Source organism: Dietzia kunjamensis, from assembly GCF_045689975.1.
Lineage (GTDB): Bacteria > Actinomycetota > Actinomycetes > Mycobacteriales > Mycobacteriaceae > Dietzia > Dietzia kunjamensis.
The window spans coordinates 431,372-444,221 of sequence record NZ_CP143297.1 but is presented as its reverse complement, the minus strand read 5'-3'; the positions used below and the strand labels follow the sequence as shown (position 1 = coordinate 444,221).

General features: G+C 74.1%; 12 protein-coding genes. 4 read left to right on the top strand and 8 right to left on the bottom strand.

Annotation, left to right across the window (positions count from 1 at the left end; translation table 11 throughout):
• The first annotated feature begins 190 nt into the window (after positions 1-190).
• Positions 191-2,563 (top strand): DEAD/DEAH box helicase, encoded by a 2,373-nt coding sequence (locus tag VZF99_RS02080; protein ID WP_253003121.1) that lies wholly within the window; start codon positions 191-193, stop codon positions 2,561-2,563.
• Between the two features lie 4 nt (positions 2,564-2,567).
• Here VZF99_RS02080 and VZF99_RS02075 read toward each other — a convergent pair whose 3' ends face one another.
• From VZF99_RS02075 to VZF99_RS02045, 7 genes are all read right to left on the bottom strand, one after another.
• Positions 2,568-2,972, bottom strand: coding sequence for an Rv3654c family TadE-like protein (locus VZF99_RS02075; protein WP_338082604.1), 405 nt, complete (start codon positions 2,970-2,972; stop codon positions 2,568-2,570).
• The gene (locus VZF99_RS02070) at positions 2,969-3,328 is read right to left on the bottom strand and encodes a TadE family type IV pilus minor pilin (RefSeq protein ID WP_167457848.1); all 360 of its coding nucleotides are present in this window, start codon (positions 3,326-3,328) and stop codon (positions 2,969-2,971) included. The genes VZF99_RS02075 and VZF99_RS02070 overlap by 4 nt, the downstream gene beginning before the upstream one ends.
• Positions 3,328-3,528: a DUF4244 domain-containing protein gene (locus tag VZF99_RS02065; protein WP_096907364.1), complete on the bottom strand. Its 201-nt coding sequence runs from the start codon at positions 3,526-3,528 to the stop codon at positions 3,328-3,330. The genes VZF99_RS02070 and VZF99_RS02065 overlap by 1 nt, the downstream gene beginning before the upstream one ends.
• 153 nt (positions 3,529-3,681) lie before the next feature.
• On the bottom strand, positions 3,682-4,344 hold the full coding sequence (locus VZF99_RS02060) for a type II secretion system F family protein (protein WP_317470131.1): 663 nt from the start codon (positions 4,342-4,344) through the stop codon (positions 3,682-3,684).
• On the bottom strand, positions 4,341-5,216 hold the full coding sequence (locus VZF99_RS02055) for a type II secretion system F family protein (protein ID WP_407335581.1): 876 nt from the start codon (positions 5,214-5,216) through the stop codon (positions 4,341-4,343). The genes VZF99_RS02060 and VZF99_RS02055 overlap by 4 nt, the downstream gene beginning before the upstream one ends.
• Positions 5,213-6,397, bottom strand: coding sequence for a TadA family conjugal transfer-associated ATPase (locus VZF99_RS02050; RefSeq protein WP_253003118.1), 1,185 nt, complete (start codon positions 6,395-6,397; stop codon positions 5,213-5,215). The genes VZF99_RS02055 and VZF99_RS02050 overlap by 4 nt, the downstream gene beginning before the upstream one ends.
• Positions 6,387-7,403 (bottom strand): chromosome partitioning protein, encoded by a 1,017-nt coding sequence (locus VZF99_RS02045; protein ID WP_407335580.1) that lies wholly within the window; start codon positions 7,401-7,403, stop codon positions 6,387-6,389. The genes VZF99_RS02050 and VZF99_RS02045 overlap by 11 nt, the downstream gene beginning before the upstream one ends.
• A gap of 317 nt (positions 7,404-7,720) precedes the next feature.
• Here VZF99_RS02045 and VZF99_RS02040 point away from each other — a divergent pair, with 317 nt between their 5' ends.
• Positions 7,721-8,554, top strand: coding sequence for an HAD family phosphatase (locus VZF99_RS02040; protein ID WP_096906146.1), 834 nt, complete (start codon positions 7,721-7,723; stop codon positions 8,552-8,554).
• 462 nt (positions 8,555-9,016) lie between these two features.
• Here VZF99_RS02040 and VZF99_RS02035 read toward each other — a convergent pair whose 3' ends face one another.
• A complete protein-coding gene (locus VZF99_RS02035; RefSeq protein ID WP_407335579.1) occupies positions 9,017-9,775 on the bottom strand; it encodes an oxidoreductase in 759 nt (252 codons plus the stop codon).
• A gap of 143 nt (positions 9,776-9,918) precedes the next feature.
• Here VZF99_RS02035 and VZF99_RS02030 point away from each other — a divergent pair, with 143 nt between their 5' ends.
• Positions 9,919-10,725, top strand: coding sequence for a PRC-barrel domain-containing protein (locus VZF99_RS02030; protein WP_407335578.1), 807 nt, complete (start codon positions 9,919-9,921; stop codon positions 10,723-10,725).
• 155 nt (positions 10,726-10,880) lie between these two features.
• Complete coding sequence (acs, locus tag VZF99_RS02025; RefSeq protein WP_069389072.1) at positions 10,881-12,848, top strand: acetate--CoA ligase; 1,968 nt, start codon at positions 10,881-10,883, stop codon at positions 12,846-12,848.
• Positions 12,849-12,850 lie beyond the last annotated feature (2 nt).

Here is a 12,850-nt window from a genome sequence, read left to right as displayed (position 1 = left end):
GTTCCTTTTCCGTACTGCCAGGTGCGACTCGCGGGATGGCCACGCGTGTCGGGCCGGCGCCCCCGACCACGGGGTTCCCGTGGACGATGGTGACGACCGGGTCCAGTACATCACGACCGCGGCGCGAGGAGAACAGATCCGGGGCAGGCCGATCCGGCGCACGGGGTGATCAGCCCTCTACGGTCGAGGGGTGACGACCTACGGACGCGAACTCCTCGGCCACCTGCTCGAGCAGCTGCCGGCCGGGGCGTCGCCTCTCACGCACGCCGTCGACCTGCCGGCGCGCGAGGCCCGGCACGCCGACTGGCCGGCCTGGGCGCACCCCGGTCTGGTGGACGAGCTGCGTGGCCGCGGGGTCGAGCGCCCGTGGGCCCACCAGGTGGCCACCGCCGAGCACGCGCACGCGGGCCGGAACGTGGTGGTCGCGACGGGGACGGCGTCCGGCAAGTCCCTCGGCTACCAGCTGCCCGCACTCAGCGCGCTCGCCGCGGACCCGGGCGCCTGCGTGCTCTACCTGGCCCCGACCAAGGCACTCGGGCAGGACCAGCTGTCGTCCGTCATCTCGCTGGTGGACGCCGTGCCCGAGCTCTCCCACGTGGCACCTGCGTCCTACGACGGCGACACCCCGACCGACGCCCGGCCGTGGATCCGGGAGAATTCCCGGTGGATCGTCACCAATCCCGACATGCTCCACCTGTCACTTCTCGGCCGGGCCCGCCAGTGGACACGGATCCTGCGGGGGCTCCGCTTCGTCGTCGTCGACGAGTGTCACTCCTACCGGGGGGTGTTCGGCTCCAACGTCGCCCTGGTCCTGCGCCGGCTCGACCGTCTCGCGCGGGCGCTCGGCGCCGCACCGACCTACGTCCTGGCCTCCGCCACCACCTCCGACGCCGGCGTCGCCGCGACCACGCTGGTCGGGCACGAGTGCGTGGAGGTCACCGAGGACGCCTCCCCGCAGGGCGGTCGGACCGTCGCACTGTGGGAGCCACCGCTGATGGAGGGCCTGTCCGGGGAGCACGGCGCGCCGGTCCGGCGGCCCGCCCCGGTCGAGGCCTCGACCCTCATGGCCTCCCTCGTCGCGGAGGGTGCGCGGACCCTGACCTTCGTCCGGTCGCGGGCCGGTGCCGAGTCGACCGCGTTGCGGGCCCGCGAGCGGCTCGCCTCCGAGCACGGGGAACGCGGCCGCGAGCTGGCCGGACGGATCGCCGCCTACCGTGCCGGCTACCTGGCCGACGACCGCCGCGAACTCGAACGCGGCCTCGCCGAGGGCGAGCTGGTGGGCGTGGCCTCGACCTCGGCGCTCGAACTGGGCGTGGACATCTCCGGGCTCGACGCCGTGGTCAGCGCCGGCTTCCCGGGCACGATCGCCTCGTTCTGGCAGCAGGCCGGCCGCGCCGGACGCCGAGGGCAGGGCGCCCTGGTGATGCTGGTCGCGCGCGACGACCCGCTCGACACCTACCTCGTCCACCATCCCGAGGCGCTACTGGGCCGCCCCGTCGAGGCCACCGTCACCGACCCGCGCAACCCCGTCCTGCTGGCCGGGCAGCTCAGGTGCGCCGTGAGCGAGCGGCCCATGCCGCACGACGAGGCCCGCGCGTGGGGTGCGACCGACGTGCTGGAACGGCTCGCCGCCGACGGGTTGGTGCGGCGCCGACCGGCCGGCTGGTACCCGGCCGCCGACGACCACACCCCGCACGCCGAGGTCGACATCCGCGGCACCGGCGGGGCAGAGGTGGTGATCGTGGACGCGGTCGACGGCCGCATGCTCGGCACGATCGACTCCGTTCGGGCCCGCTCCCAGGTCCACCCGGGGGCGCTCTACCTGCACCAGGGTGAGTCGTTCGTCGTGGACGAGCTGAACCTGGAGGACGGCCTGGCACTGTGCCACCCCGAGGTGCCGGACTGGACGACCAGCGCACGTGAGCAGGTGTCGATCGACCTGATCGAGACCCTGGAGTCGGTACCCGCCGGTCCCGTCACCCTCTCGCTGGCCGACGTCGAGGTGACCACCCGCGTGACCGGCTACCAGCGGCGGCTGCGTGGCGGCGAGATCCTCGACGTCACCCCGCTCGATCTGCCCGAGACCACTCTGGCCACGCGGGCCGTGGTGTACACGCTCACCCCGCAGTTGCTGCGGGTCGCCGGGCTGGAGGAGGCGGACTGGCCGGGGGCGCTGCACGCGGCCGAGCACGCGGCGATCGGGCTGCTGCCGCTGGTCGCGACGTGCGACCGCTGGGACATCGGCGGCGTGTCGACCGCCCTGCACCCGGACACCGGGTTGCCCACGGTGTTCGTCTACGACGGCTACTCGGGCGGCGCGGGTTTCGCCGAACGCGGGTTTCGGCGCGCGACCGCGTGGCTCGGCGCGACGCTGGCCGCGATCCGCTCCTGCGAATGCGAATCGGGCTGCCCGTCCTGCATCCAGTCCCCCAAGTGCGGCAACGGCAACGACCCACTGTCCAAGCCCGGCGCGATCGCGCTGCTCACCGAGGTGGTGGGACAGCTGGGCGGCGTGGGTGTCGGGGAGCCCGCGCCGGCCGGGCCCGCCGCCGGTCCCCGCTGACCCGTCAGGCCGGCCCCGCCCGGGCCACCGCCGAGCCCGACCGCACGCCGAACACCCCGAGATCCACGCGCACCTCGGCGCGGGCCACGACGTCGTGGCCGTCGACCCGGCAGACCGACAACTCCGCACTGTTGGAGGCCGCGATCCCGGCCGCCGCGGCACACGCGTCCTGCCCCGCGCGCAGGGCGTGCGCGCCGGCCAACGCGGCCAGGTCCGCGGCGGCCCGGGCCGCATGCGCGGCCACCGCGGCCCGTCCCACCAGGAGAACCGCCACCGTCAGTGCCAGAACCGCGGCGACGGCGAAGGCGGTCATGACGGTCATGGCGCCCTCGTCGTCGTCGACCACCCGCCGCCACCCCGGCGAACGGGGCGCGGCCGCACCGGATCGGTCAGGTGCGGGGCGCGTCATCCCACCACCCCCGGCTCGGTCCGCGCGACCGCCCGGCCACGGAGCTCCACACCGGGCAGGCCCCGCGCCGGGGCCACGACCGCAGCCGTGACGAACGACCCGCCGCCGTCCACAGACACCTCCGCCCCGGGAGCCACCGCCCGTCCGGCCGCGACCCCGTCGCCCGGGCCCGCCATCGCCGCCACCCGGGCGGCCTCCCGCGCCGCGTCGACCACCCGGATCTGCGTGAGCGCCGCGCCGGCCCCGGCGGCGGCGACGCCGAACACCAGCACCAGGGAGGCGATGCCGAGGGCCGCCTCTACGGTCACCGACCCGTCGTCGCGGGCCGACGCGGTCCGGAGCCGCCGCAGCGCCATCACACCGAGGTGTTGAGGGCTTGTTCGATGATCCCGCCGAGCGCATCGGGGATCGAGTCGCCGCTGACCACGGTGTAGAGCACCGCGCCGAACGCGGCGGCGGCGATCGTCCCCACGGCGTACTCGACCGTCGACATGCCGGCGTCCGGTCTGGTCACGGCGCTGAACCGTCGAGCCAGGGCGGCACGGGCCCGGGCTATCGGCGCGGCGGAGACCGCTGGCGTGCGGGCGGCGTTCTCGGTGGCGTTCCGGGCGGTGGAGTGGGTCGTGAGGTGGGTGTTCATCTGGGTTCTCCTTCTTCGGTGACCGGGGCGGCGTCTCCGTCCCGGAATCGGTGTGGCCGGCCGGTCCGCTCACGGCAGGACCCCCGGCAGCATCCCGTCGGCCAGGCCCACGACGACGGGGAGGACTCCCAGGCAGACGAACGCCGGGAGGAAGCACAGGCCGAGCGGGCCGGCGACCATGACGGCGGCCCGCTCGGCCCGGGCGGTGGCGTCGGCGTCCGCCTCCGAGCGCAACCGGTCGGCGGCGTGTCCGAGCGCGGCCAGTACCGACCCGCCGCCGTCGGTCGCGCGGGCCAGCACCGGCGCGATCGGGGCCAGCCGGGCGGCGTCCGGGACCTCCCGCCACGCCTCGGCCGGGGCGGCCCCCAGCCGCATCCGCGCCGCGGCCGCCCGCAACGGACGCGCCGACGCGGGATCGGAGTGATCGACGGCGTCGGCGACCGCGGACAGCGCGTCGGGCACGGGCAGACCGGACTGCAACGCAACCGCCAGCAGGTCCACCAGCTGGGCCAGGGCTCCGGTGTCGGCGCTGGTGGGGCCGCGCCGCGTGATCGTGGCCAGGGCGCGGGCGGCCACCTTCGAGGGGAGCCTGCCGCCGGGTCGATCGCTGTCGCGCGCCCGGGGTGTCGATCCCTCGGCACCCACCGGGAGGGCGTCCGCCCTGTCGGCGGCCCGCGGGCGCCACGGCGCCACGCACAGCGCGGCGGCGAGCAGGAGGACGGCCGCGGTCATCGGGCGGCACCGCCCGCGATGCGGTCGGTCCACAGCAGTCCGGCGGACAGCAGGACCGACCCGGCCAGACACAACCCGCCGCCCAGCGCGCCGCTGCCCAGGACCCCCAGCGGGTCGGCGCCGAAGCCGGACCCCAGGAGCACGCCCAGTCCGGGGAGCGCGGTGAGGATGACGGAGGTGGCGCGGGGTCCGGCGAGGGTGGCGTCCACACGCAGCGCCCGCTGCCGCCGCGAGGCCACGTCGGCCCGCAATCCGTCCACGACGTCGGCCAGCACCACCCCGTGTCTGGTGGCGAGGAGCCAGGCGCCGGCGAGCTCCCCGGCGACGCGGTCCCCGTCCGGGCCGTCGCCTCCAGCGGGTCGCAGGGCTGCCGCGACGTCGCCGCCCAGGCGGGCGTGCGACCCCGCCGCGGCGAGGATCCCGGCCACTCGCCGGTCGTGCGCGGCCGCGGCGTCGGCGGCCTGCCCGAGGGCGCCTCCCGGCCCGGCGCCGGCACGCAGGGCCGAGGAGGTGTCGTCGAGCGCACGCTCCCACGCCCCCAGTCGCGAGAGACGCTGTCGGCGTTCGGTGGCCCGCCCGCGCAGGTCGGCCGCGGCGCCACCCAGCACGGCGGCCGCGCAGGCGTGGATCGGGCCCACCGCCACGAGCGCGACCGTGCCCGCGGCGACAGGCCACAGCACGCCGATCGGCACCTGCGCGAGGGCGTACCGCAGCCGGGCCACGCCCGCGCCGCCCGCCTGCCCCGCACCGCCCGCCTGCCCCGCACCGCCCGCCTGCCGCGCACCGCCGACCCCGAGCGCGCGTACCCTGCAGGCCGCGATCCCGCCCGGCCACACCAGCAGCGCGGCGGCGAGGAGCACCGCGGCCGTCATGAGACCCTCGCCCCGAGCACCGCGTCCAGGCCCACGCGGCCGGGAACCGCCCCACCGTCGGCGCGCCAGGCCGGGTCCACGACGATCCCGTGCGCCTCGCGCCGCACCACCCCGATCGAGTCGACGCCCCGCCGCCCGTCGGGCAGCCGGCGCATCCCCACCACCACCCGCAGGGACGCCGCGACCTGTGCGGACAGGGCCGCCCTGTCGAGTCCGCCCAGCGCGCCGAGCGCCTCCAGCCGGGCGGGCAGCTCCGTGGGCGAGTTGGCGTGGACGGTGCCGGCGCTGCCGTCGTGGCCGGTGTTCAGCGCGGCCAGCAGGTCGGCGACCTCGCCGCCACGCACCTCCCCCACCGCGATCCGGTCCGGTCGCATGCGCAGTGCCTGCCGGACCAGGTCGGCCATGGTCACCTGTCCGGCGCCCTCGACGTTGCCGTGCCGCACCACCAGTCGCACGACGTGCGGGTGCGCGGGTCGCAGCTCGGGGGAATCCTCGACGCACAGCAGCCGCTCGGTCGCCGGGACCAGCCCCAACAGCGCCGCGAGCATGGTGGTCTTTCCGGAGCCGGTGCCACCCACCACGAGGTAGCCCACCCGGGCGTCGACGAGCCCCCGCAGCAGCGGCTCCGCGGAGGCATGCACCGTCCCCGCCTCCACCAACCGGTCGAAGGTCACCTGCGCCGGCCGCGACACGCGCAGCGACAGGCAGGTCCCGTCCACGGCCACCGGCGGCAGAACCGCGTGCAGTCGCCACGCCATCCCGTCGCGGGAGCGCACCACGCCGTCGGCCCAGGGTCGGGCGTCATCGAGCCGCTGACCCGCCCGTCCGGCCAGGCGTACCGCGAGCGCCCGCAGCTCGGCCTCGGTGGGTACGACGACGTCCGTCTCCTCAAGGCCGCGCCCGCGGTCCACCAGTGCCGGCCCCGGCCCGTCGACCACGACGTCGGTGACACCGGGGCTCGCGAGAAGCGCCTCGAGCGGCCCGGCCCCGGCCAGGTGCTCGCGGACCAATCGCGCTGTACGCAGCAGGTCGAGGTGGCCGTGCAGCACCCCGGACTCGGCCCGCACCGCGCGGACCACCTCGTCCGGCTCGGGCTCCACGCCCAGGCCGGCGAGCCGCGCGCGCACCCTGTCGACGAGGTCGGCCGGCGGTGCGACCACCGCCGGATCGTCACCGTTCATCGAGGTCCACCTGCTTCAGCAGTGCGTCGGCGAGCGCGGCCAGTCGTCGCACCCGGCCCGCCCGTCCGCGATGGAGCGCGGCCGCCAGCTCACCGGCGCCCGCCGCACGGCGGACCGCCCGGATCTCCGGCAGGACGTGCCAGTTCCTCGCCCCGGCCACGTCGGCGACGTCGGCGGCGTGCAGGGGGTCGCCGCGTCCGGTCCTGATGACCAGGACCACGCCCGGGTCGTCGCGCACCGCGTTCCCTGCGGCGACCGCGCCCTGGAGGTCGGCCCTGGTGACGACGACGACGAGGTCCGCACCGGCGAACACCGGCCCGCCGTCGGCGAGCCCACCGCGATCGCTCACCACGAGTCCCCCGGCCGACCGGTGGGCCTGCACCGCTCCCGGGGCGCCGTCGAGGGCGCGGACAGGGTCGGCCACGACCGGTCGACTCCTGGACCGCGCCAGGACGCCGAGTCCGGGCAGAGCCTCGGGCACCGCACCCCACAGGGCCTCCGGATCAGGTCCGCCCAGGTCGGCGCGCACGTCCTCGACCCGTAGCCCGGGCCGCTCCTCGACGCCCAGCACCAGATCGACGCCGGTGCCGTGCGGGTCCGCCTCGACCAGCAGGGTCCGGAGGGACGGCGCAGCCCGAACCGCCAGCGCCGCCGCGAGGGTGCTGGCCCCGCAGCCGCCCACCGCGCCGGCGACCACGATCAGCGGGCCCGACCGCGTACGCACCGGCGCGAGCAGCGCACCCACGAGATCGCCGGTGCCGGACGGCAGGCGGACCACCTCGTCGTCGTCGTCGCCCCGATCGCGGTCGGATCCCACCCGCACGACGCGTGAACCACCGGAACTCACGGCGGCGTCCGCGCGATCGGTGACCACCACCTCGGAGTGGTTCCCGCCCAGGGGGCCCGTGTCCAGGGCGAGGGCGGCCAGCACGGCGCGCACGTCGGCGTCCAGATCGGGGTCGGCGACGTCCACCGCGACGGACCGCGCTCTCGTAGTCGTGTTCACGAGGCTCAGCCTCGCGCATCCACCCGCCCGTCGACCGCTCCGCGAAGGCTCACGGCGGTCCGCCTGTGCAGGGGGACGGGGCTGTGGACAACGTGCCGCGGGGAAAGCTCGCGAGGGCACTGTGCGGTGGACGCGTCGGCAGCTGTCCGGTATAGCCGAGCCCGCGAAATGCGAGAGACCGCGGCAGGGGGTGCCGCGGTCTCTCAGAAGTGTCAGTTCTCGGGGGGATGAACTGAGCACCTTAGGGGGATGCCCATCACGGGCACCGTCAGTATCGCCCATCTGCATGGCCAGCACAAGAACCGTATCGTTGGGGCGTGTCCGCCCCACGCCCACCGGGCCCCAGGATGTCGCACCGGCCTCGTCGGGTCGCTGCGTTCTTCGACCTGGACAAGACGATCATCGCGACCTCCTCGGTGTTCGCGTTCAACAAGTCGTTCCTCGGCGAGGGACTGCTGTCGCGACGGTCGGTGATCGATCTGGCCTACACGCAGCTGGCGTTCAGCCTGTCCGACGCCGACGACGAGCAGATGCAGAAGGTGCGCCAGGCCATGGCGACCGCCACCAAGGGGTGGTCTCCCGAGCAGGTCGAGCGGATCGTCACCGAGGGACTCAAGGAGACCGTCTCCCCGACCGTGTACGCCGAGGCCCAGGACCTGCTCGCCGAGCACCGCGCGCTGGGCCACGACCTGGTGATCGTGTCCGCCTCGGGCGAGGAGTTGGTGGCGCCGATCGCCCGGATGCTCGGCGTGGACCACTACGCCGGCACGCGGATGAACCGGGACGCCGACGGCCGCTACGGCGGATCGATCGAGTTCTACTGCCAGGGCCCGGGCAAGGCGGAGGCGATCAGCGCGTTCGCCGAGCGCTACGGCTACGACCTCGAGGCGAGCTACGCCTACTCGGACTCCTCCACCGACCTGCCCATGCTCGACATGGTCGGCCACCCGACGGTCATCAACCCCGACCGCGCACTGCGGCGCGAGGCGCTGGAGCGGGGCTGGCCGATCCTGACGTTCGAGAACCCCACGCCGCTGCTGCCCACGCTCGAACGGGCGACCGGGCCGATCGTCGGGGTAGCGGCCATCGTCCTGGCCGTGGGGTCCGCCACCGTGTCGTTCGTCCGGGCCGCGCGACACGCTGGGCGGTAGCGCGGACCATCGGGTGCGCGTGGCGGTGGGGCGGGCCCGTGCGGTGCGTCGCCAACACCTCATCATCGGCGTCGGCGACGGACACGGGCGATAGCCGGACTCCCCTACGAGTTCTGGTGTTCCTTGTGCGATCCCACCATCGCCCCGGGCCGGTCACAGGCGGCATGCTCAGGGCACGGTGTTGAAGACGCCAGGACCGGGACGGAAGAGAAGTCACGGCCCCCCGCCCTCCTCACCGTCATCGACATTCGGAAACCCACGCGACGGATAACGCCCGAGAGGCAACACCAGCCGTGGGTCCGCGCCAGCCGTCACCGACGGTTGTCCCGGGCCGGCGACACGGCGGACCACAGGACGCTTGGTACCCGGATCTCTCGATGGACCGCAGTGAATTGGCGGGTCGACTCCGGTCGGCCCGCCATTCGCGCGCGCCCGGCCCGTTCGGCCACCGGCGCGCTCCGCTTAGCCCCCGGCTGCGTCGGCGATCGAGGTGGCCTCGCGCGCGCCGGCCTCGAGGGCTCTACAGCAATGGAGGAGCCATTCGGTCACGCCCTCCCCGGTTCCCCCCATGTATCCCTCGATCGCGGCCCGGTGCGCCTCCGGGTCCCGATAGAAGGTCACCTCGGGCACGCCCAGGCAGTGGGGGTCGAGCCCGGTCGACACCCCGACCAGGCGGAACGCCGCCCGGGCGACGATCCCGTCCGCGGACCCGAACGGTCGCAGGCCCGAGAGTTCGCCGAGGACGACCGCGGCGAGGACGGGCGCCGGCGCGCGGGTGCCTCCGGTGACCAACTCGGCGAGGCCCTGGAGACGCTCGGCGACTCCCTCCTCCGGGCGCGGCCTACCGAGACCCTGCGGGTCCACCCCGGGCCCGGACGCCGCGAGGAGGTGCAGATGGGCGAGTTCCTGGAGGGGCGAGCGGGTCCACACGGACACGGCGCGGTCGAGCGACTCGCCCGTCAGTTCCCCGGCCACGCGCAGCGCTGCCGAGAGCACCTCGTCCTGCTCGCCGTCGGTGTCCAGGCGGACGGACGCGCCCTCGACGCCGGCCGATGCGCGGGCACCGCGCAACACCGATTCGGCGGCGGTGGTGGGCCATCCGCGGCGGTTGGCGGGGTGTCGGTGCACCGAGGCGAGGGCTGCCCGGGCGCCGTCCGCGGCCTCGGCCACACCGGGCAGGGCGAGGAGCGGGGCGAGCGGGTCGGGGGCGGTGGAGGTCACGGGTCGAGGTTACCGACCCGGCGCGAATCGGCCGACACAGGTGATTTTCAGCTGCCTCAACCGGTGTCGAGCTGGTGTAATCAGCCCAATCCGTCGGGGCACGCGCCCGGCTCAGCCCCTACACCTCGATCCCGGAGGCCCTCGTGAATCTCAAGGACCAGCTCGACGCGCTGCTCGACGCGACCGCCTTCGACTCGACCGGGGCCAAGGTCGGCGCCGTGCGCCAGATCTACGTTGACGATGCCAGTGGCAAGGCCACGTTCGCGACCGTCGCAACCGGGATCTTCTCCGCCGACGCGATCGTCCCGCTCCACGGCGCGCGACTCCTCGACGACGAACTCCATGTCGACCACACCCGCGCCGTCATCCGCGATTCCCCGCGCCCCGACAACACCGAGGACGCCCTCACGCCGGAGCAGGAGGCCAGGTTGCTGGAGTACTACGGCATCGAGACCCCCACGCGGCTTCGCGGAACCGCCGCGTCCGGGCCCGGGACGGCGACCGGGGAGTCGGCGCCGAGCGGCGGAAAGGAGCCGAGCGCGGGCAAGACGGCAGGCGCCGGCAAGGCGGAGGGCGCCAGCAAGGCGGCAGGCGCCGAGAAGCCGCCGAGCGCGGGCACGGCGGCAGGCGCCGGAAAGGCGGAGGGCGCCGAGAAGCCGCCGAGCGCGGGCAAAGCGGAGGGCGCCGACAAGACGCCGAGCGCGGGCACGTCGCCGGGCACCGGCGCGACACGACCGGCTACCCCACCTGCATCAACGGGGACCACGACGCCGAAGGGCGCGGTGTCGGGGGGCGGGAACAAGCCGACGACGACGACGAACTCCGCGACCTCATCCTCGTCGACCGACACCCCGGAGCCCGCGAAGTCCTCCGGCCCGGGGCCCGCCACACCCGCCGGGCGGCCGTCCGACGGCGGCTCCACGAAGGGCGAGAACACCCCTCGCGAGTGAACGGAATCGGGCAGGCCTCCCCCGACCTCCCCCCGACGGGCCAGATCCCGAACACGGTGCGCCGCATGTGACTACGCTCACATACATCGGTCCGGTCGCTTCCGCCGTGACGATCCCGGCCGTCCGTGAAATCTGATCCCGAGAGAGAGCCGCTGATGACCGCTCCCGAGCACGACCAGTCCTTCGCTCCCGACCCCGACTTCGCCGCGCAGGCCAATGCGCAGGCCGACCTCTACGACAGCGCGTCGAGCGACCGTCTCGCCTTCTGGGAGGAGCAGGCTCGGCGACTCGACTGGGACACCGAGTGGACCGAGGTCCTGGACTGGTCTGACGCGCCGGTCGCCAAGTGGTTCGTGGGCGGCAAGCTCAACGTGGCCTACAACTGTGTCGACCGCCACGTGGAGGCCGGCAACGGCGACCGGGTGGCCATCCACTGGATCGGCGAGCCCGGCGACGACGCCCGCGACATCACCTACGCCGAACTCAAGGACGAGGTCAGCCGGGCGGCCAACTACCTCAGCTCGCTCGGCCTCGTCGCCGGTGACCGCGTGGCCATCTACATGCCCCTGCTGCCCGAGGTCTACATCGCGATGCTCGCGTGTGCCCGCCTGGGCCTGACCCACTCCGTGGTCTTCGCCGGTTTCTCGCCGAACGCGCTGCGCTCCCGCATCGACGACGCGGAGGCGAAGCTCGTCATCACCGCCGACGGGCAGTTCCGGCGCGGTAAGCCCGCACCGCTGAAGGCGGGAGTCGACGACGCGCTCTCCGGAAACGGCGTCGATGCCGACGGCGACGCCGAGTCCGTGCAGAACGTGCTCGTGGTCCGCCGGACCGGTCTCGACGTGGACTGGACCGACGGCCGTGACGTCTGGTGGGACGAGGCGATGTCCGAGCAGTCCACCGAGCACACGCCGGAGGCCTTCGACTCGGAGCACCCGTTGTTCCTGCTCTACACCTCCGGCACGACCGGCAAGCCCAAGGGCATCGTCCACACCTCGGGCGGGTACCTCACCCAGTCCGCGTACACCCACCACAACGTCTTCGACCACAAGCCCGGCGAGGACGTCTACTGGTGCACCGCGGACGTCGGCTGGGTCACCGGCCACACCTACGGCGTGTACGCCCCACTGGCCAACGGCGCCGAGTGCATCGTCTACGAGGGAACCCCCAACTCGCCCGACGAGCACCGCCACTTCCAGATCATCGAGAAGTACGGCGTCACGATCTACTACTCCGCGCCGACCCTGATCCGGACGTTCATGAAGTGGGGCAACGAGATCCCGGCCGCGCACGACCTGTCATCGATCCGCTTGCTCGGTTCGGTCGGCGAGCCGATCAACCCGGAGGCGTGGCGCTGGTACCGCGAGAACATCGGCGGCGGCAAGGCTCCCATCGTCGACACCTGGTGGCAGACCGAGACCGGCGCCATCATGATCTCCCCGCTCCCGGGCGTCACCGAGACCAAGCCCGGTTCCGCCATGCGGCCGCTGCCCGGTATCGAGATCGCCATCGTGGACGGCGACGCCAAGGAGGTCGCGCCGGACGAGCAGGGCTTCCTCGTGATCACCGAGCCGTGGCCGGCCATGCTCCGCGGCATCTGGGGCGACATGGAGCGCTACCGCGACACCTACTGGTCCCGGTTCGCCGAGGAGGGCTACTACTTCGCCGGTGACGGCGCCAAGTGGGACGCCGACGGCGCACTGTGGGTGCTCGGTCGCGTCGACGACGTCATGAACATCTCCGGTCACCGCATCTCGACCTCCGAGGTCGAATCGGCCCTCGTCGGTCACCGCGCGGTCGCCGAGGCCGCCGTCGTCGGCGCTAACGACGAGACCACCGGCCAGGCGATCGTCGCGTACGTGATCCTGCGGGGCAACGTGGACGCCGAGGAGGATCGTCAGAAGCTCATCGACGAACTGCGGGCCGAGGTGTCGCGGGAGATCTCCCCGATCGCCAAGCCCCGCGACATCACGATCGTGCCCGAGCTGCCCAAGACGCGGTCCGGGAAGATCATGCGTCGCCTGCTCAAGGACATGGCCGAGGGCCGCGACGGCGGCGACACCTCGACCCTGTCGGATCCGACGATCATGGACCAGATCCGCGAGAAGGGCACGCGCGGCTGACG

Bases quoted from the DNA above. Each gene is read 5' to 3' on its own strand.
- VZF99_RS02075 (WP_338082604.1), bottom strand. From the start codon at position 2,972: ATGACGCGCCCCGCACCTGACCGATCCGGTGCGGCCGCGCCCCGTTCG.
- VZF99_RS02070 (WP_167457848.1), bottom strand. From the start codon at position 3,328: ATGGCGCTGCGGCGGCTCCGGACCGCGTCGGCCCGCGACGACGGGTCG.
- VZF99_RS02060 (WP_317470131.1), bottom strand. From the start codon at position 4,344: ATGACCGCGGCCGTCCTCCTGCTCGCCGCCGCGCTGTGCGTGGCGCCG.
- VZF99_RS02055 (WP_407335581.1), bottom strand. From the start codon at position 5,216: ATGACGGCCGCGGTGCTCCTCGCCGCCGCGCTGCTGGTGTGGCCGGGC.
- VZF99_RS02050 (WP_253003118.1), bottom strand. From the start codon at position 6,397: ATGAACGGTGACGATCCGGCGGTGGTCGCACCGCCGGCCGACCTCGTC.
- acs (WP_069389072.1), top strand. From the start codon at position 10,881: ATGACCGCTCCCGAGCACGACCAGTCCTTCGCTCCCGACCCCGACTTC.